The sequence below is a fragment of the Vibrio satsumensis genome (assembly GCF_050337435.1).
Lineage (GTDB): Bacteria > Pseudomonadota > Gammaproteobacteria > Enterobacterales > Vibrionaceae > Vibrio > Vibrio satsumensis.
The window spans coordinates 84,641-103,747 of the sequence record NZ_JAKJSX010000013.1 but is presented as its reverse complement, the minus strand read 5'-3'; the positions used below and the strand labels follow the sequence as shown (position 1 = coordinate 103,747).

Annotated in this window: 13 protein-coding genes; 10 read left to right on the top strand and 3 right to left on the bottom strand. The window is 43.6% G+C overall.

The genetic code is table 11. The features are described 5' to 3' along the window. The first annotated feature begins 145 nt into the window (after positions 1–145). Positions 146–1,204: a 3-deoxy-7-phosphoheptulonate synthase gene (locus L4C44_RS17435; RefSeq protein ID WP_060982093.1), complete on the top strand. Its 1,059-nt coding sequence runs from the start codon at positions 146–148 to the stop codon at positions 1,202–1,204. A 12-nt stretch (positions 1,205–1,216) separates the two neighbouring features. Continuing rightward, positions 1,217–1,699 carry a YajQ family cyclic di-GMP-binding protein gene (locus L4C44_RS17430; protein WP_004733632.1) on the top strand — a complete coding sequence of 161 codons (483 nt, stop codon included), beginning with the start codon at positions 1,217–1,219 and terminating at the stop codon, positions 1,697–1,699. 149 nt (positions 1,700–1,848) lie between these two features. On the opposite strand, the gene L4C44_RS17425 is transcribed toward L4C44_RS17430, so the two are convergent. Next, positions 1,849–2,790: a precorrin-2 dehydrogenase/sirohydrochlorin ferrochelatase family protein gene (locus L4C44_RS17425; protein WP_146489710.1), complete on the bottom strand. Its 942-nt coding sequence runs from the start codon at positions 2,788–2,790 to the stop codon at positions 1,849–1,851. Positions 2,791–3,269: 479 nt separating this feature from the next. On the opposite strand from L4C44_RS17425, the gene L4C44_RS17420 reads away from it, so the two are divergent. The 6 genes from L4C44_RS17420 (at position 3,270) to L4C44_RS17395 (ending at position 8,912) form a co-directional block, all read left to right on the top strand. Further along, the gene (locus tag L4C44_RS17420) at positions 3,270–4,298 is read left to right on the top strand and encodes an amino acid ABC transporter substrate-binding protein (protein WP_004733634.1); all 1,029 of its coding nucleotides are present in this window, start codon (positions 3,270–3,272) and stop codon (positions 4,296–4,298) included. A gap of 71 nt (positions 4,299–4,369) precedes the next feature. After that, on the top strand, positions 4,370–5,575 hold the full coding sequence (locus L4C44_RS17415; RefSeq protein ID WP_146489709.1) for an amino acid ABC transporter permease: 1,206 nt from the start codon (positions 4,370–4,372) through the stop codon (positions 5,573–5,575). 1 nt (position 5,576) lies between these two features. Further along, positions 5,577–6,674: an amino acid ABC transporter permease gene (locus L4C44_RS17410; protein ID WP_060982096.1), complete on the top strand. Its 1,098-nt coding sequence runs from the start codon at positions 5,577–5,579 to the stop codon at positions 6,672–6,674. A gap of 22 nt (positions 6,675–6,696) precedes the next feature. Then, complete coding sequence (locus L4C44_RS17405; protein WP_017059704.1) at positions 6,697–7,461, top strand: amino acid ABC transporter ATP-binding protein; 765 nt, start codon at positions 6,697–6,699, stop codon at positions 7,459–7,461. 295 nt (positions 7,462–7,756) lie between these two features. Further along, a complete protein-coding gene (locus tag L4C44_RS17400) occupies positions 7,757–8,422 on the top strand; it encodes a Bax inhibitor-1/YccA family protein (RefSeq protein ID WP_017057206.1) in 666 nt (221 codons plus the stop codon). Positions 8,423–8,582: 160 nt separating this feature from the next. Continuing rightward, positions 8,583–8,912 (top strand): TusE/DsrC/DsvC family sulfur relay protein, encoded by a 330-nt coding sequence (locus tag L4C44_RS17395; protein WP_017057205.1) that lies wholly within the window; start codon positions 8,583–8,585, stop codon positions 8,910–8,912. Between the two features lie 58 nt (positions 8,913–8,970). On the opposite strand, the gene yccX is transcribed toward L4C44_RS17395, so the two are convergent. Further along, complete coding sequence (gene yccX, locus L4C44_RS17390; protein ID WP_428805478.1) at positions 8,971–9,258, bottom strand: acylphosphatase; 288 nt, start codon at positions 9,256–9,258, stop codon at positions 8,971–8,973. A gap of 88 nt (positions 9,259–9,346) precedes the next feature. Here yccX and L4C44_RS17385 point away from each other — a divergent pair, with 88 nt between their 5' ends. Next, on the top strand, positions 9,347–10,750 hold the full coding sequence (locus tag L4C44_RS17385; RefSeq protein ID WP_428805477.1) for a methyl-accepting chemotaxis protein: 1,404 nt from the start codon (positions 9,347–9,349) through the stop codon (positions 10,748–10,750). 109 nt (positions 10,751–10,859) lie between these two features. Further along, the gene (locus L4C44_RS17380) at positions 10,860–12,053 is read left to right on the top strand and encodes a class I SAM-dependent methyltransferase (protein WP_428805476.1); all 1,194 of its coding nucleotides are present in this window, start codon (positions 10,860–10,862) and stop codon (positions 12,051–12,053) included. 74 nt (positions 12,054–12,127) lie between these two features. On the opposite strand, the gene L4C44_RS17375 is transcribed toward L4C44_RS17380, so the two are convergent. Beyond that, positions 12,128–18,763: an Ig-like domain-containing protein gene (locus L4C44_RS17375; RefSeq protein WP_428805475.1), complete on the bottom strand. Its 6,636-nt coding sequence runs from the start codon at positions 18,761–18,763 to the stop codon at positions 12,128–12,130. Positions 18,764–19,107 lie beyond the last annotated feature (344 nt).

Sequence of the window (19,107 nt, the reverse complement as noted above, 5' to 3'; positions counted from 1 at the left end):
AGTGAAAATCCCTTATTTGACGCTGGCCTGCTGATAAAAATAAGAATATTAGCAATAACAGAGATAACTTTGACTTAAGAGAGTTTATTCCTCTGTTCAATTCCGTTATCTTAACCACTTCGCAATAGAATAAAAAAGCTATCACATGCCATTAAAAACTGATGAGTTGAGAACCCAAGCTCTGGGTCCTATGCCAACTCCTGCCGAACTAGGCAATGCACACCCTATTACTGACGACGTTGCTGAGCGCATTAAAAATTCTCGCCGCCAAATCGAAGATATCCTAACTGGTCGTGATAACCGCCTATTAGTTATCGTAGGCCCTTGCTCTGTTCACGATACAGATGCGGCACTTGATTACGCTGAACGTCTAAGTCAAATTCAAGACCAGTACAAAGATGAACTGTTCGTTGTAATGAGAACCTACTTCGAGAAGCCTCGTACTGTTGTAGGTTGGAAGGGTTTAATTACCGATCCTAACCTTGATGGTTCGTACGCTCTTGAAACAGGTTTGAACAAAGCACGTAAGCTTCTTCTAGATATCAACAAGCTTGGCCTAGCTACTGCGACTGAATTCCTTGATATGATCACAGGTCAGTACATTGCGGACCTTATCACTTGGGGCGCGATTGGCGCTCGTACGACTGAATCTCAGATTCACCGTGAAATGGCTTCTGCACTGTCTTGCCCAGTTGGCTTCAAGAACGCAACCAACGGCAACATCAAGATTGCTATCGATGCAATTCGTGCAGCACATGCTTCACACTACTTCTACTCGCCAGATAAGAACGGCCGCATGACGGTTTACCGTACTTCTGGCAATCCATACGGTCACGTTATTCTACGTGGTGGTGATAAAGGCCCTAACTTCGACGCTGAATCTGTAGATACTGCATGTAAGCAACTGGCTGAATTCGACCTACCTCAACGTTTGGTTGTAGACTTTAGCCACGCTAACTGTCAGAAACAACACCGTAAACAGTTAGAAGTTGCACAAGACATTTGTGAGCAAATTAAATCTAACAAGAACCAAATTGCAGGCATCATGGCAGAAAGCTTCATTATTGAAGGCAACCAGCCAATGACAGACATCAACAACCTAGAATATGGCAAGTCGATTACGGACCCATGCCTAAGCTGGGAAGATACGGCAACAATGCTAGACATGCTTGCAACAGCAATTAAAGATAGAAACTTAGCTTAAGGAAACAACACAATGCCATCATTTGACATTATCTCTGAAGTAGAAGCAGTAGAACTGCGTAACGCGGTAGACAACGCAAACCGCGAACTATCGACTCGTTTCGATTTCCGCGGAGTTGAAGCGAGCTTTGATTACAAAGATGAATCAGTAAAATTGACTGCTCAAGACGATTTCCAACTGAAGCAAATGCGCGATATCCTTCGTAGCAACCTAACAAAGCGTAATGTTGATCCTAACGCGATGGAAGCGAAGGCTGCTGACCAAACAGGTCGCACTTGGCACCAAACGGTTATCTTTAAGCAAGGCATCGAAACGGATGTCGCTAAGAAGATCGTTAAGCTAATCAAAGACAACAAAGTCAAAGTTCAAGCTTCTATCCAAGGCGACAAAGTTCGTGTAACAGGTAAGAAACGTGATGATCTACAAGCTGTTATGGCTTTAGTTCGCAGCGGTGAGCTTGGTCAACCATTCCAGTTTGACAACTTCCGCGACTAATTTTTGAGTTTGAGCGACCGCTTATTTAGATTGCTCATTCCTCATCACAATATCGTGTTTGAAAAGCAGAAAGCCACTTCTTTATAGGAAGTGGCTTTTTATTTATCTGGTCAGTTTAAATCGAAGTTCCTAGCTGGTAATCAGCCAACTCAACTAAGTACTTTGGCCGCTGACAATTTTAGGTCTTTGCCGACCAACAAATTAAACTCTACGCTTGCTGGTGGAATAAACACACACACTCGCAATTTCTCAGCTCTTGCCTGCTCAAGCTTGGTTGATAGCTCTCCGCTGTTAGCATAGCTCTCTCTTTCTGCGTCTCGACGGCACAGGTCGACAAATTCGAATGGACAATCGCTCGGTGAAAGTACGAGCTCTGCCTCTTGCATCAAACGTAAAGCCTTCATAGACAGCAACTCAACGTCCTGCTCGAATTCAATCCAAGTCACCTGTCCTTCACTATCAATGCCTTCCGTTAGCGCTTGCTGGTAGTATGATTCTAACTGCTCTCTGTCAGTCACCTGTTCGATGAAACTGGACGATAAAAAGCGCTCCCAAAATTTACGACGCTCATCGACAGTTGGAAATGACTCTTTGATCGAATTGCGTTTTGATGCACCGAAGTCTGCTATTAAGCCTATATTTTGTGGCAATACCGTTTCGAGTTTTTCTCTAATATTTCTAACCAAAACAGGTGATGCACCGCCACTAGAGATGGCAATTTGGATTCTTCCGCGATTAATCATTGATGGCGTAATGAAGTCACAATAGGGTAAATCATCGACTACATTGACAAGAATACCCAGGTTTTTTGCATCATTATGTACTTGATGATTTAGGCTAGGGTTATCTGTTGTCGCCCAAACCTGCAGGTAATTTTTCGATATGATCTGTGATGAGTAAAAGTTTTGCACCCAGTGAAGTTTGTCTTCATCGATAAGCTGCTTTAAGTAAGGTGCAACCTTGGGAGACACTAAAGTCACATCAGCCCCAGCTCGTAGCAAGCTGTCGACTTTACGGCAAGCAACCTCACCCCCGCCAACCACTAAGATTGGCTTATTTTCTACATCCAAAAACATTGGGAAATAACGCATGTTCTTCCTTGAGACTACTTCAATAACTATTCAGCCATGCTACCAAATTTGGAGCATATTCATAACTATCGAAGTGTAATAAAAATATTTATTGACCAAATTTCAATCTTTTTTAAGGTTAATACTCCACCACTGTGACATTCATTCAGAATATTTATCTAGTCGATTATCAATATAAAACTCTAAATCTCGTTGCACCAACAGTGTGAACTGTTGCACTATTTACATTCAGTTAACATTTGGTCATTCTAATTGTGTTCGGATTTGTGATTTCATTCAAAATTCTTTTTAAATTATACATTTGTGAAACTACGGATCCTTTCCTAACCTTATAAACAGTTACTTAAATCGCACACAGTTTCATTTGCAAAATGCAACTCTTGTAATTTGAGCAACAAGGTCATAGAAAACGCAACACATAAAGACACTCAAACGAGCACGAGTATCAGGTGTCACCTGGTTAACAAGGAAGGATACAAATGACAAATAAACTAACACTTCTTGCTTCAGTAGTAGCTGCATCAACTGCGATGATGGCAACATCGGCATCAGCGGCAGAAAGCACTCTGGACAAAGTCACATCTCAAGGTTTTCTAACTTGTGGTGTAAGTACCGGTCTTCCAGGGTTCTCTAACCCTAACTCAAAAGGTGAATGGGAAGGAATTGATGTTGAGTATTGTCAAGCTCTTGCAGCGGCTGTACTCGGTGACAAGACGAAAGTTAAGTATGTACCTCTAACCGCAAAAGAGCGTTTTACTGCGCTTCAATCTGGCGAAATCGACGTACTATCTCGCAACACAACATGGACACTACATCGTGATACTGCTCTAGGTCTTAACTTCGTAGGCGTTAACTACTACGATGGTCAAGGCTTCATGGTTAAGAAAGAGCTTGGCCTAACAAGTGCTCAAGAGCTTGATGGCGCTTCTGTATGTGTTCAATCAGGTACAACAACTGAACTTAACCTAGCCGATTACTTCCGTAACAGTGGCATGTCTTACAAGCCAGTGGTATTCGATACAGCGGCACAAACATCTAAAGGTTTCGACGCAGGTCGTTGTGATGTGCTAACGACTGACCAATCTGGTCTATACGCACTTCGCCTAAACCTAGCTGACCCTAAATCTGCACAAGTACTTCCTGAAATCATCTCTAAAGAGCCTCTAGGTCCTGTTGTTCGTCAAGATGATGATAAATGGTTTAACGTTGCTAAGTGGACACTTTCAGCAATGATTAATGCGGAAGAATACGGCATCTCTTCTAAAAATGCAGACGAAATGCTTAAGTCAAAAGATCCAAACATCAAGCGTATTCTTGGCGTAGATGGTCCTAAAGGCAAAGGCCTTGGCATTCGTGACGACTGGGGTTACCAGGTAATTAAGCAAGTTGGTAACTACGGTGAGAGTTTTGAGCGTACTGTTGGTACAGGTTCTCCACTTCAAATCTCTCGTGGTGTAAATGCATTATGGAATGCGGGCGGCTTTATGTACGCTCCACCAATCCGTTAATAAATCTTCAAGTATCAATTAGGGCGGAGTTTTCCGCCCTATTTATTAAATGGATTTGAGGTTATAGTAGTATGAAACCTAATGAAACTATTTCTCCAGCTCAGGCAAAGCCACAGCCCAAAAGTGCCAACTTATTTTACAACCCCACTTTTCGCTCCATCATTTTCCAAATCATCGCCGTCGGGGCGCTTTGTGCTTTCTTTTACACGATTGTAAATAATGCACTGACTAACTTAGATTCCCGTGGTATCGCCACTGGTTTTGATTTTCTCTCACAAGAAGCTGGTTTTGGTATCGGATTAACACTGATTGAATACGACGAGACTTTCTCATATGGTCGTACATTCTTTGTCGGGCTTCTCAATACCGCTTTAGTTTCGGTGCTAGGCATCATGCTAGCTACGGTACTGGGCTTTAGTATGGGTATCGCTAGGCTCTCTTCAAACTGGCTGGTTAGCCGATTTGCAGCGGTCTACATTGAGATATTCCGAAATATCCCTCTTCTTTTGCAAATCTTTTTCTGGTACTTCGCTGTTCTGCAAGCTTTACCTTCTGCTCGTCAAAGCATGAGCCTAGGTGAAGCAATTTTCTTGAACGTACGTGGATTGTACTTCCCTGCACCAGTGTTAGAACAAGGCAGTAGCATTGTCATCGGATCATTGATTGTCGGTATTATCGCTACGTTTATTATCAACATCTGGGCTAACAACAAGCAAAAACTAACCGGCCAACAAACACCTATGTTGCGGATTGCTGCAGCGTTGATTTTAGGCTTGCCGTTAGTGACTTACTTTGTGATGGGCATGCCTATCTCTGCGGATTACCCTGTTTTGAAAGGGTTTAACTTCAAGGGTGGTGTTAGCATAATTCCTGAGCTTGCTGCATTGATGCTTGCTTTAAGTATCTACACCGCAGCGTTCATTGCCGAGATTGTTCGTTCAGGTATTAACGCCGTAAACCATGGGCAAACTGAGGCTGCTATGTCTCTTGGTATCCCACGTTCTAGAACCCTCAAGCTTGTCATTATTCCACAAGCATTAAGAATTATTATCCCACCACTAACCAGTCAGTACCTAAACCTGACCAAAAACTCATCACTTGCGATGGCCATTGGTTACCCTGATCTTGTGTCTGTATTTGCAGGAACAACATTAAACCAAACTGGACAAGCTATCGAAGTAATTGCGATGACAATGGGTGTCTACCTGACCTTGAGCCTATTAACATCTGCTCTAATGAACATATACAACCGCAAAGTAGCGTTGGTGGAGAGATAAGATGAGTACACATCAATTTCAACCTGATCTTCCGCCTCCAGCGAATACCGTTGGCCCTGTCGGTTGGTTAAGAAAAAATCTATTTAATGGACCAATTAACAGCGTTGTCACTGTGGTTCTTGCTTACTTTGCTTTTACCCTAATATGGGCAATAGCAGATTGGGCATTCATTAGTGCCGATTGGATAGGAACAACACGAGACGCTTGTACTAGTGAAGGCGCTTGCTGGGTTTTTATTAGCGTTCGTTGGGACCAATTCATGTATGGCTTCTACCCAGAAGCTGAACTGTGGCGACCTCGCTTTTTCTACGCTACTTTAGCTATTTTTGTTGCTTTATTAGCGTATGAAAAAACACCTAAGCGCACCTGGATTTGGCTGTTCTTCGTCAACATCTATCCGTTTATCATTGCTGGTTTACTATACGGTGGTGTCTTCGGATTAGAAGTTGTTGATACCCATAAATGGGGTGGCCTACTGGTTACACTGATCATCGCACTTGTTGGTATTGTAGTGTCACTCCCGATTGGTGTTGCACTTGCGCTTGGGCGTCGCTCAGAGATGCCGATCATTCGCAGTATGTGTACCGTATACATCGAAATTTGGCGTGGCGTACCGCTCATTACAGTTCTATTCATGGCTTCAGTAATGCTCCCACTCTTCTTATCTGAAGGGACAGAAACCGATAAGCTGATTAGAGCACTGGTTGGGGTAGTACTATTCAGTGCAGCCTATATGGCCGAAGTAATCCGTGGTGGTTTACAAGCAATACCAAAAGGTCAATACGAAGCAGCTGATGCTCTGGGATTAAGCTACTGGAAAAAAACTGGGCTTATCATTCTGCCTCAAGCTCTTAAAATCACGATTCCTTCAATTGTGAACACCTTTATTGGTTTGTTCAAAGATACCAGTCTTGTTTTGATTATTGGTATGTTTGATGTACTAGGAATTGGCCAAGCCGCGAATACCGACCCTGAATGGCTTGGGTATTCAACAGAAAGTTATGTATTTGTCGCGTTAGTGTTCTGGGTGTTTTGTTTTGGCATGTCGAGATATTCGATATGGCTAGAAAACAGACTTCACACCGGTCACAAACGATAATTAACAAGATCAAGGACGTATTATGACGCAGCAGACAGAAAACAACTCTCAAGGTCTTATGATCGAGTTGAAAGACATGAACAAATGGTACGGTGAATTCCACGTACTTAAGAACATCAATCTAGAAGTTAAAAAAGGCGAGAAAATCGTTATCTGTGGCCCCTCTGGCTCTGGTAAATCAACAATGATCCGCTGTATCAACCGATTAGAAGAGCACCAAAAAGGTCATATCTTCGTTTCAGGTAATGAATTGACGGAAGATCTAAAGAACATCGAAGCTGTTCGCCGAGACGTCGGCATGTGTTTCCAGCACTTCAATCTGTTTCCACACCTGACGGTATTAGAGAACTGTACTCTCGCCCCTATCTGGGTCAAAAAGATGCCGAAAGAAGAAGCTGAAGCGATTGCGATGAAATACCTAGAGCGTGTAAAAATTCCTGAGCAAGCAGACAAATTCCCAGGTCAGCTTTCTGGTGGCCAACAACAGCGTGTAGCTATCGCTCGCTCTTTGTGTATGAACCCTCAAGTGATGCTGTTTGATGAACCAACGTCAGCCCTCGATCCAGAAATGGTTCGAGAAGTATTAGACGTAATGGTTGAGCTGGCGGAAGAAGGCATGACAATGCTTTGTGTAACGCATGAGATGGGCTTTGCTAAAGAGGTAGCAGATCGCGTTATCTTTATGGATGCCGGTGAAATCATAGAAGAGAACAACCCTGTCGACTTCTTTGAAAACCCACAATCAGACAGAACGCAGAACTTCTTAAGCCAAATCTTACACCATTAATGTGTTATGATGCATAAACTATAGAGGCGGCTTAGGTCGCCTCTTTATTTTTCAAGGTTATAGATGGTTTTCTAAAGTTCTAAATAACAGGCTATGACTACTAAAGGTTGAAGATCGTATTTTAGCTATGCTTAATTACAGCCTAAAGAAATACTTTGTTACACCTTCAGAAACACTTAACCGACTATTTTGATTATTATTTTATGTATACAAGAGGAATGAAAGACTTGATTTTTCGAACTTTCACCCCCATAAATGTACTAATAACTATTGAAGTCACCTTACGAGGAAGATTATGAACAGCCCTATGTTTTCACGCACAGCATCTCAAGAAAGTGCTCTGCAAACCAATAAAGTGTTGCGTAACACCTACGCATTACTGTCTATGACACTACTTTGGTCTGCTGTTGTAGCAGGCGTATCCATGGCGATGAACCTTCCTCGCCCGGGTCTTATTATCATGCTTGTTGGCTTCTACGGCCTACTTTTCCTAACAGAGAAGAACCGCGACAACAGCATGGGTCTAGTCTTCACATTCCTATTTACGGGTTTCTTAGGCTACACCATTGGTCCAATTCTTAATATGTACGTTGGCGCAGGCATGGGTGATGTAATCCTAACTGCACTTGGCGGTACAGCACTGGCGTTTATGGGTGCATCAGCTTACGCACTAACAACTAAGCGTGACCTGTCGTTCCTTAACGGCATGCTATTAGCTGGTTTCGTAGTACTACTTGTAGGTATGGTTGCAAACATCTTCCTACAAATGCCTCTACTATCATTGGCAATGAGCGGTATGTTCATCCTATTCTCGACTGGTGTTATCTTGCTTACAACGCAAAACATCATTCGTGGCGGTGAAACAAACTACATCTCTGCAACGATCAGCTTGTACGTATCAATCTACAACATCTTCATCAGCCTACTAAGTATTCTAGGCATCATGGGCAGCGACGACTAATCGTTCCCATCATTGAAGAATATCTAGCCCAAGAGCCTACCTCTTGGGCTTTTTTGTATCTATAAGTGCGATATTTCTATGGATAGCTACAATTTCTGTTGAGAAAGATAAACTTGGTCATGTACCCTACCCACATAGTTAATTGGATTCTGGATTAAACATGTTTGAATATAACGGCAAGCAAATCGAAACCGACGCTCAAGGCTACCTATTGGATTACACGCAATGGGAAGAAGGCATGATTGAAATTCTTGCTCAAGATGAAGCTATTGAACTTACGGATGCGCACTTAGAAGTCGTACATTTTGTAAGGAGCTTTTACGAAGAGTTCAATACGTCACCAGCAGTTCGTATGCTAGTGAAAGCGATGGAAAAAGCGCACGGCCCAGAAAAAGGCAACAGTAAGTACCTTTTCAAGTTATTCAAAAAAGGCCCTGCAAAACAAGCAACCAAGCTCGCCGGTTTACCTAAACCAGCAAAGTGCTTGTAGTGCCTAATCTGCTTTAGGCCATTAAGTTACGTTCAATATAAATACTGTAGTGCTATAACTACAGTATTTTAAAGGCCCCTACGCGTACGTCCTGACGCTCACTATCTTTCACTTGATGCATCACTACGTTGTCTACTGTTGCGCTCGAAGGGCCAATATTGAGCCAAGCATGTAACTTCTCTATTTGCTGACTCTCTCCAACAGCTAATACTTCAACTCGACCATCATTTAAGTTCTTCGCATAGCCTGAAAGACCCATAGCTTGCGCCTTCCTACTGGTGTGATAACGAAAACCAACACATTGAACTACGCCTGACACGACAAAAATATATTGTGAACTTTCCATAACGTTGCCTCATAAATTATATGAATGATATAGTTGAGCTTCTATTCATTCACCACTTATTGGTGGACTTACTTCGAGTATAACGATTATGAAAGAAATCCCATTTCGTTGGATTGACAAATATCTCATTCACCTAAAAATCCAAGAAAAGTTCTATCTACTCTTCTTATTGCCTCTTCTCGCCCTAGTCATATTGACTCTCGTTTTAGATAGCGCCGCGGACTCTTTATTGGCTCACCTTTATCAAGAAGAAATGCTCTTGATGAAAGGGCTTATCGAAGCGGGTCAACTCACTAAAGATCAAGTCGCTCAACTTGTCAGCAGCTCTGAAACCATCTCTTTGGGCTACGGTGCTGGTTCTGTTTCGGTGATGAATGGTGCATTCAGCCTAGTTGCTAACCATGACCAAAACCTTTGGTCTGCTCTGTCTACGACTCAGGTTTCTATCATCGCTGTAACCCTAACGCTTATCGCGCTGGGTGTTTACTACATCATGACCTTCATCGGTGGTGCGATGTTCTCTATGAACAAAGCATTGAATACGCTTGCGAATGGTGACCTAACTTGCCGCATGAACTACTTCTTAGTTCGTGATGAGTTCAGTGAAATTGCGATTACGATCGACAAGGTAGCAGAGCGTGAACAAAACATGGTTCTATCAATCCAAGAGTCTGTCGCTCTCATGCAGCAGATCAGCTCGGACTTAAACCAGTCAACACAACAAAGTTCAGACATCTCTGGTAACCAACAAGAACACCTGAATAGCTTAGCAAGTGCAACGGAGCAAATGGCTGCTACGATTCGCGAAGTCGCTACCCTTGCTCATGAGTCTAGTTCACAAACAATGGACGCTCGCGGCGTTGCTCAAAGTGGTCAAGTCAAGGTTTCAAATACATTGGAGTCTATCTCTAACCTATCTCAAGAGATCCAATCCGCTTCACAAGCAGTAGAAGAGCTTGATGCCAACGCGGCGCAGATCGATGAAGTAGTCACAACCATCAACGGTATTTCAGAACAGACTAACCTGTTAGCGTTGAACGCTGCTATCGAAGCTGCACGTGCCGGTGAGCAAGGTCGTGGATTTGCTGTTGTTGCCGATGAAGTTCGTGCCCTTGCCGGTCGTACTCAACAAGCAACGGTTGAAATCCAAAGTATGATTGAGTCATTACAACGTAACAGCCAATCGCTAACAAAACTGATGGAAGTGACGGTTAACAACGCAAACGAAGGACAAACATTAATGTCTGAAGTTAACGTTGAAATCGGCTCTCTGGCTGAAAAGAATCAATCGATTTCAGACAGTAGTACTCAGATAGCAACCGCAGCTGAAGAACAAGGTGTTGTTGCTGACAACATCGCACAGAGTGTCGAAGAGATTCGTCATCAATCAGACAGCATCTGTGAAATGATCAGTAAGAGTAATGCCAACGTTGACCAGCTTCGTAAGCAAAGCGACACAATGGAAGGCTTATTAACAGGTCTCAAGGCTTAATCCTTGAAATATCGTTACTAGGGCTGCTTCTGCAGCCCTTTCTTATTTGCTTTTCACCTGTACTTCCCCGACAATACCCCTCCTTCAAATTCAACAAACAGAGTAAATTATGACTCCTTCAATTCATCTAGCTAAAGGCCGAGATAAATCACTACGCCGCAAACACCCTTGGGTATTTTCACGCGGTATCGATAAGGTCGAAGGCGAGCCACAACAAGGTGAAACTGTAGACGTATATGCTCAAAATGGTCAGTGGCTTGCAAAAGCAGCTTACTCTCCAGCTTCTCAAATTCGAGCTCGTGTTTGGACATTTGAAAAAGAAGAAATCAACAAGGCGTTCTTCGTAAAACGAATTCAAGATGCACAGTCTTTACGTGAAGACATCATCGAACGTGACGGTCTAACGGGTTACCGTCTAACAGCTGCAGAGTCTGATGGCTTACCTGGCATCACTATCGATAAGTATCAAGACTTTCTAGTTTGCCAACTGCTAAGTGCAGGCGCTGAGTTTAACAAAAGCGTATTGGTTGAAGCCCTAATCGAGTGCTTCCCAGACTGCAACATTTACGAGCGTTCTGACGTAGCAGTTCGTAAAAAAGAAGGCCTTGAACAAGTTGTCGGTGTACTTCATGGTGAAGAGCCACCTAAGTCAATTGTGATTGAAGAGAATGGCGTAAAAATCAGCGTGAACATTATGGAAGGCCACAAAACGGGCTTCTACATGGACCAACGTGATAGCCGTAAAGAATCGATGAAATACGTTAAAAACAAAGATGTTCTTAACTGTTTCTCATACACAGGTGGGTTTGGCCTTTACGCACTGAAAGGCGATGCTAAGCGTGTGATTAACGCTGATGTATCTCAACTTGCTCTTGATACAGCGAAGTTGAACGCTGAACTGAATGAGTTTGATATCTCTAAAAAGCGCGCTGTTTTCTTAAATGCCGACGTGTTCAAGCTGCTTCGTGAATACCGCGACCAAGGCACTAAGTTTGACGTAGTGATCATGGATCCACCGAAGTTTGTTTCAAGCAAGAACAACCTAACTTCAGGCGCTAACGGCTATAAAGACGTTAACATGCTTGCAATGCAAATCCTGAAACCAGGCGGCACCCTACTCACGTACTCTTGCTCTGGCTTAATGGGAACAGATTTATTCCAAAAGATCATCGCCGATGCAGCATTAGACGCAGGCCGAACTGTTAAGTTCGTAGAACGCTTCGAACAAGCTGCCGATCACCTAACAGACACGGCCTACCCAGAAGGCTTCTACCTAAAAGGTTTTGCTTGTAAAGTTCTTTAATTTTAGTACTTTAGAATCTAACTTTTATAGCACAGCAGAAGTATTAAAAAAGGGCCTTTCGGCCCTTTTTGTTTTTAGTCTGGTAAGTTAACGAATAATTGATTGACCAAATTACTCAAATCGCTACTTATTACACTACCATCACCTTGAGCATTCACTGAATCAAACTGGTTCCCCGTATTATCAAGAATGATAGTTTGTGTTTGACCTCCATTATTCGCGTCTTCAGAAATAGTAATAACCAAATCTTTATCACCGCCACCGTTATCGACTTTCTCAATAGTGATATGTTCCAGAAGATCAGACATTGAATTTTCCGTTGGCAATAATTGCGAGATATCAAGATGGTCTTCACCTAGAGCGAAATCGGTTATCGTATCAACATCACCTTGGAAAGGTTCGTCGACCCACTTGAACAGATCGTCACCGTCACCACCCGTTAAAATATCATCACCAAGTCCACCTATCAGCGTATCGTCACCGCCTTGGCCATAGAGGATATCTTCGCCTAGGCCACCAACAACGGTATCATCTCCACCACGCGTATCGCTACCAGCGTTAAACAACTCATGGTTGCTCTTGATGTACTCATACACTTCCATATCTGTAGGTTCTTCACCATTCACCATCTGCAAGAACGTCGTTAATGCTTCGATGCCAGAGCCATCCGGTAATAAATCTGGGCGAGTTAGGCCCTTCTCATCCCATGGTAAGTTATCAGTATTAATAACATCAGCAAACAAGATGTCGTTGCCTTCGCCACCGCTTAGATCATCATTACCTACAGGTAGTAGTGTAATTTCATTACTGCCTTCTTCAAGTGCAGCATCTAAACCCTGGCTTGATTGAACGATCTCCACGTTACCAGTCGAACTAGAAACCGTCTTAATTGCAAAGTTGTCTAAGTATACGTCTGCAGTGTAGCCGCTTTGATCTTCGTAGACAGAAAGTACAAGCTGGTATTTACCTTCATGCAGCAGTTCTGTTTCTATTGAGCCAGTGCCACTTCCAGATGAAACATTTACCCACGACAGACTCTGTTCATCATATTTCTGCACCTGCCAATTGAACGAATCACCACCGCCAAAGTCGTTACCCTGTGACGCATCAAATGTCAGTACCGAAACTTCACCGTCAGCTACAACAAATTCAGGGCTTGTCATGGATGCCGAACTGGAAGTGTCACTAGAATCTGTCAACAAGATACTTGAATTCGTCAACACCGCCGTGCCGCCAGAAACCGTAAAGTTACCAAGGCTCCAAGCTTCGCCTGTGCTTGAACTAAAGTTTGCTAGTTGCGTTGTGGTTAAAGAATAAGTGTATGCAGAACCATTCTCATTGGCAAAATGCTCTAGAATTTCAGAGTCAATTCCATCACCAATACCGATGGTTCTTACTTTTGAAACGTCAGCCAATTCGTCAAAAGCGGAAACGGAGTCAGCAAACTCATCAAACTCTGTGGTAGAGCCGCCACTACTAGAGTTGTTTGAGACTGTAGGTTTGCCATCAGTTAAGAAGAAGGTTAAGTTTTCATAGCTCGATGGTTGATCATCGTCTTCAAACCAATCTTTAGCAGAATCAAATGCAGATTCATAGTTGGTTGCACCATCCGCAGTTAAAGTATTTATCGCGGAATTTACCGTCTGATCCAAGTCTGATTCTTCTAAGTTTTGCAAATCTATTTGTATGCTCGCACTCGCCTCAAAACCAATCAACGCCAGATTTATAATACCCGGATGAGAGGCGATATCTGCCAACATAGCAATAAGTGATGCTTTAACCGCATCTAATTTAGACTGGTTACTGTTGCTGTTTAACGCATCATCCATACTTCCCGAAGTATCAACAACTAAAGCAATATTGTAGTTAGTTGGTGCGACAGAGTTATCGACAACCCCACCACTGTCACCTAACAGCACATCATCACCGTCAAAACCAATGATCGTGTTTGCTGCATTCATATCACTACTTGGCATAACGATCGTGCCAGTTTGAGTATCGGCGAACACCTCTGAATCGACTGGTTGGCCTTGGCTATCCACCTCTTGAGCGCCTGCTCTAACAGTTAGTACCGGGGTGGTGTCAACTGGAGCCTCAACAAGAACGGTAACTTTACCTTCATCATCAAGTTGTGATGGATCAATAACCCAAGTTCCATCAGCCTGTTTAGTACCTACAGAGAGTGTTACATCTGATGGGACATTGCTAACTACCAGAGAGCTCACTTGTTCACTACCATCATTGTCGTTCAGATCGACATCGATGTTTAGCTCGTAAACTTCTGCCACTTTAATTAGGTTGCCGCTTTGAACTTCAAATTTACCATCAGAGAAGTACAACGCTTCAATGCTATAGAAATCATGATTGGCGTTACCAGTTCCAGTATGAGTTAAGCGGAAATCTGGAGCCCCTACTGTACTAAAGGTGTAGTCAGTACTTTCGCCAGCTAGGTATGCCACATCATTACCCGAACCACCATAGTATGCTGTACTCGTTGTCGGGCTGCGAGAAATAAGAACATCATCACCAGATTCTCCAGTATCATCACCCAACAGATTAATGCTTGTTGATGCATCTATACCGCCAACCAAAATGTCACTACCATCGCCGCCTTGTAGGTTTTCAGAAACAACGCCAAGTCCGCCACCATTACCTACAATGATGTCATCGCCTTCACGACCAAGTACCTGCATATGATCGCCGTTACCGTATACAACAGTATCATTGCCACCAAGAGCATCGAGCCAAGCACCACTCGTAGTCTCAAGATGGTTGTCGTCACCGTCACCAGTTGGGTCTAATGCCTTGTTAGCCAAATTAGATGCGATGTTTGAAACAATAGAGTCTGAAATATTGCCGTTTGCCGTCGTTAAATCGGCGCTAACAGTTAATCCATTGCTAATAGGAGTTACTGTTGTCGTTACAGTTGCTGTATCTGTCAAACCATCGTTATCGATGATCGTGTAGCTAAAGGAAGCTGTGCCCGTAACACCTGCATTTGGTGTAAACGATATCTCTCCAGTATTGGCATCATACACAACCACCCCGTCGCTAGAGCTAAACCCATCAGATACAATGGTAAAGGTATCACCCGTATTCGGGTCATAATCGTTAGCTAGAAGTAACGATGAATTTACGGTTAACGACTGTCCTTCTTGAACAGACAACACATCACCAATCAATGGGAAGTCGCTTAAGTCATGCTCGCCATTGTTGTAATTACCATTGCCATCAACCGTACCAAGATTGATATCTAGGTTAGCCGCACCACCTTGGTCCCAATAAACGATTTCTATAGAATGGTAACCATCACTATCAATCGTAAATTTATCATGCAATGTAGTAGTAGATGACTGATTCTGGTCAACAGTAGCAACCGCAACTCCATCGATTAAGATCGTGTAGCCATCATCAGCAGTAACTTTAAACGCATAATCACCGGCTTCTAGATAAACTGACCCGCTCATCTGAACAACACCGTCAGTGTGATCGCCTACTGTACCCTCAACAGAACTAGAGTCATTATTTAGGAAATCTTCAAATTGAGTTTGAGAACTTAAGCCGTCGTTATTTCCGTTTAGCGTATAATTGATATCTTTTGCTTCAAATGTAAGGTCGGCATCTTTGCTGGCAATAACATCCAATGCATCTTGAACCGAGTCGATGTTGCCGTTAACGGTGTCATTAGAGCTGTAGTAGTAACCAGATAAGCCACCGAATACAGACACCGTGTCATCTTGAGCAACTGGATTAGCATTCGTTGTGTTTGGAGCTATCGTAAGTTGAGCGACGTCATCACTAACTAAACCGCTTGAATCGATAGACTGGTAATCAATCTCTTCAGTTAATTCTGCACTAACAACATCTACACCTTTAAGAGTAATGTTTGAATTTTTATCCGGATCGTCAGAGCCATCTTGAGTCGTAAATATTCTAAGCTCTGAGAACCCACCGTCGACTTGAACATTAACTGTGGCATTACCATTGTTATCGATGGACAGTCCGTTCTCACCTGATTCATCGCTATCGAAGAAGAACGTTCCGACAACATTACCTGCTTCATCAAGAGCGATAACTTCAATACGACCACCTGCGTTATTACCCGCATTGTAATTACCATATACACTACCAAACTCAATGTTGGCCTCAGTAATTGACGCACCTGTCGCAGAGTAATCAATTGAAATGTATTCTTGTGAACCACCACTAATTACATCTAGTTCGCCACTGCTCGCTGTCGAACTCTTCGAAACACCAAAACCATCTTCTTGGTTATTACTATCGTAAACAAGATACGACGGCGTATCGTCGATATTATCTTCCGTCGGTGCCGAACCATCGTATAAACCAGCACTAATAACCACACTACCCTGCAAGTAACTAACGCTATTCGTACCACTACCAACTTGATTCTGGAAAGTACTTGCGACAAAGTCTAAATTATCGACAGCATTCTGATCCTGCTCATACTCGATTTGAGCATCACTGCTGATGATATCCCCGGCATTAATTAATACTTTACCACCGCCACTTACATCGTAAAGTTCACCGAATAGAGGCTCTTCAAGAATCTTCACATCAACAGATGTGCCAGAAGCGTCATCTTCCTCATCCCCCACGTTATCTTGGCTTCCCGATTGACCACCATCGAATGTAAAGAACGCTTCATCTTGGTTGTCTAAGGTAACTGAGAAGTCTGTTGCGGTTGGTTTGTTCAGATCGACATCGTAGTCGCCGTCGGTAGCCACCGCCGTTGCTTCGTTACCCGCATCATCTTGGGTCGTCACGCTCGCTTCTACGCGCGTATCTGCATCAGCAACTAGGTCACTACCGTCGACTTCGATGCTGTACACCCACTCGTTAGCGTCGTTTTCGACCACTTGGCCTGTGTATTCTTTGCTATTGACCGTTAAAGTCACGATGTCGCCCGCTTTCACGTCACCGCCAACAGTACCGGTAATGGCCACTTTGCCATCCGCTTCGTCTGCGTTCACGGTATTGTCAATAGTGATTGGGTCAATCGTAATTTCCGCATCCGCTGTCGTATCTAGATCCAGCGTATCGGTCGCTTCTTTGGTGTTGCCCGCATCGTCGGTTACCAGCGCCGTCACGGTGATGTTTCCGTCGGTCAGTGATGTCAGATCGGCATCCGCCACACTCCACACGCCGCCTGTTTCCGTCGCGTCCACAACCACGCTGTTTGTGCCATCGCTGAACGTCACTTTCACGCTCACGGCATCCGCGTCCACGCCACCTAGCGTCACGCTCACATCGTCGGCTTCTTCAGCATTGGTGATTTCGTCGCTTGAAGCCACGGTCACGGTGAAGTTGCTGTCCGCATCCGCTGTCGTATCTAAAATACCCACATTAACTGTCAGTGTATCCGTACCACCTTGGCCATCAAATACGATGAGTGTGAAACTGTCATTACCGTTATAGTCTTCGTTTGGTGTGTAGGTCCAGTTGCCGTTTTCATCGACAGTCACTGAACCATTAGATGGATCGCTGCCTTTTGAGAAGCTTAGTGAGTCGTCATCGTCGTCTGATGCAGACAGTGAGCCGCTGATTGGCGTGTCCTCGTCGGTGGTTATCGCCACGCTATCGCCGAGTGGATCGCCATTACCATCAACCAGGATTGGGGCATCGTTGACTGGATTCACACCCACGTTCACTGTCAACGTATCGGTACCACCTTGACCGTCAGAGACGATAACCGTAAAGCTGTCGCTACCGTTGTAATCTTCATTTGGTGTGTAGGTCCAGTTGCCGCTTTCATCAACAGTCATTGACCCATTAGACGGATCGCTGCCTTTTGAGAAGCTTAACGAATCGTTATCGTCGTCTGATGCAGACAGTGAGCCGCTCACAGATGTGTCTTCGTCGGTGGTTACCGCCACGCTATCGCCCAGTGCGTTACCGTTTTCATCGGTGATGACTGGGGTATCGTTGACTGGGGTAACGCCAACATTCACAGTGATCGTATCCGTGCCACCTTGGCCATCAGACACAACTACCGTGAAACTATCATTGCCGTTGAAATCATTATCTGGTGTGTACGTCCAGTTACCGTCGTTATTTAGAACAACGGAACCATTGTTTGGGGATTGAGACAGTAAGAACGTCAGATCATCACTGTCTTCGTCAAGAGCATTAAGAACACCACTAACAGGCGTATCTTCATCTGTCGTAAATGATACTGTGTCACCAATAGCGTCACTATTTGAATCAACAAACAGTGGGTTAGTGTTTGGTTGAGCTACGGCAGGTTCAATGAGTGAACGATAAGCGTCAAGTAAGCTCAGGCTCTGAGTGCGAGATAAGCCTAGCGATTCGAAACCTGTAGTCACAAACTCTGTACCAGGGATCGTTTCTTCGCCATCTCGCTCGATAGTTCCGCTCGCACTTAAACTAGAGCCATTTTGACCAGCAGCGGTAGCGAACTCTTCACCTAACTCGGTAGGGTCTTGGCCTTCTTCTAATGCAGCAAAGATATTTGCGATATCTTGGTCTAGTTCAACTTCACCATCTTCGGATGAGAATCGCTTGATAGATACATGAGGTTCATTGGTTCCGTCCTGGGATTCAAGAATGACATCCCCTGTTTGTAGTGGTTGGCCTTCTTCTAAGACTTTAATCGTACCATCTACCGAGATAACAATGCGCTGGCCAAGTGCTAACGCACCACCCAAATTCAATGTTGTCATGTCCATATAAACCCCTAAAAAAGCATTTCTTGTCATTAACGTCAAAATATTGACATTATATTTATAATATTACTTAAAATATAACACCTATCGTCATATAATTCCTAGTTATGAATCTAGTATTTAACAACCCAAGTGACAAGGTAATGACGGTGATCACATCACACAACAATCTTAGTGCCCACAACAGCAATATAAGTTATTGTGTTTACGGCAAATAATAGACTAAGAAACGAAAGATTGACGTGTACAAAAACATCATAAAACGCACGCCGATCGGTTAACATTTTTACAACCATTTGCGAACGCCAGCTTAGCGAACGTGGTTTTTTTGGCGGTTCATCTAAATT

Bases quoted from the DNA above. Each gene is read 5' to 3' on its own strand.
- L4C44_RS17400 (WP_017057206.1), top strand. From the start codon at position 7,757: ATGAACAGCCCTATGTTTTCACGCACAGCATCTCAAGAAAGTGCTCTG.
- L4C44_RS17425 (WP_146489710.1), bottom strand. From the start codon at position 2,790: ATGCGTTATTTCCCAATGTTTTTGGATGTAGAAAATAAGCCAATCTTA.
- L4C44_RS17405 (WP_017059704.1), top strand. From the start codon at position 6,697: ATGACGCAGCAGACAGAAAACAACTCTCAAGGTCTTATGATCGAGTTG.
- L4C44_RS17415 (WP_146489709.1), top strand. From the start codon at position 4,370: ATGAAACCTAATGAAACTATTTCTCCAGCTCAGGCAAAGCCACAGCCC.
- L4C44_RS17395 (WP_017057205.1), top strand. From the start codon at position 8,583: ATGTTTGAATATAACGGCAAGCAAATCGAAACCGACGCTCAAGGCTAC.
- yccX (WP_428805478.1), bottom strand. From the start codon at position 9,258: ATGGAAAGTTCACAATATATTTTTGTCGTGTCAGGCGTAGTTCAATGT.
- L4C44_RS17380 (WP_428805476.1), top strand. From the start codon at position 10,860: ATGACTCCTTCAATTCATCTAGCTAAAGGCCGAGATAAATCACTACGC.
- L4C44_RS17410 (WP_060982096.1), top strand. From the start codon at position 5,577: ATGAGTACACATCAATTTCAACCTGATCTTCCGCCTCCAGCGAATACC.
- L4C44_RS17420 (WP_004733634.1), top strand. From the start codon at position 3,270: ATGACAAATAAACTAACACTTCTTGCTTCAGTAGTAGCTGCATCAACT.
- L4C44_RS17430 (WP_004733632.1), top strand. From the start codon at position 1,217: ATGCCATCATTTGACATTATCTCTGAAGTAGAAGCAGTAGAACTGCGT.
- L4C44_RS17375 (WP_428805475.1), bottom strand. From the start codon at position 18,763: ATGGACATGACAACATTGAATTTGGGTGGTGCGTTAGCACTTGGCCAG.
- L4C44_RS17385 (WP_428805477.1), top strand. From the start codon at position 9,347: ATGAAAGAAATCCCATTTCGTTGGATTGACAAATATCTCATTCACCTA.
- L4C44_RS17435 (WP_060982093.1), top strand. From the start codon at position 146: ATGCCATTAAAAACTGATGAGTTGAGAACCCAAGCTCTGGGTCCTATG.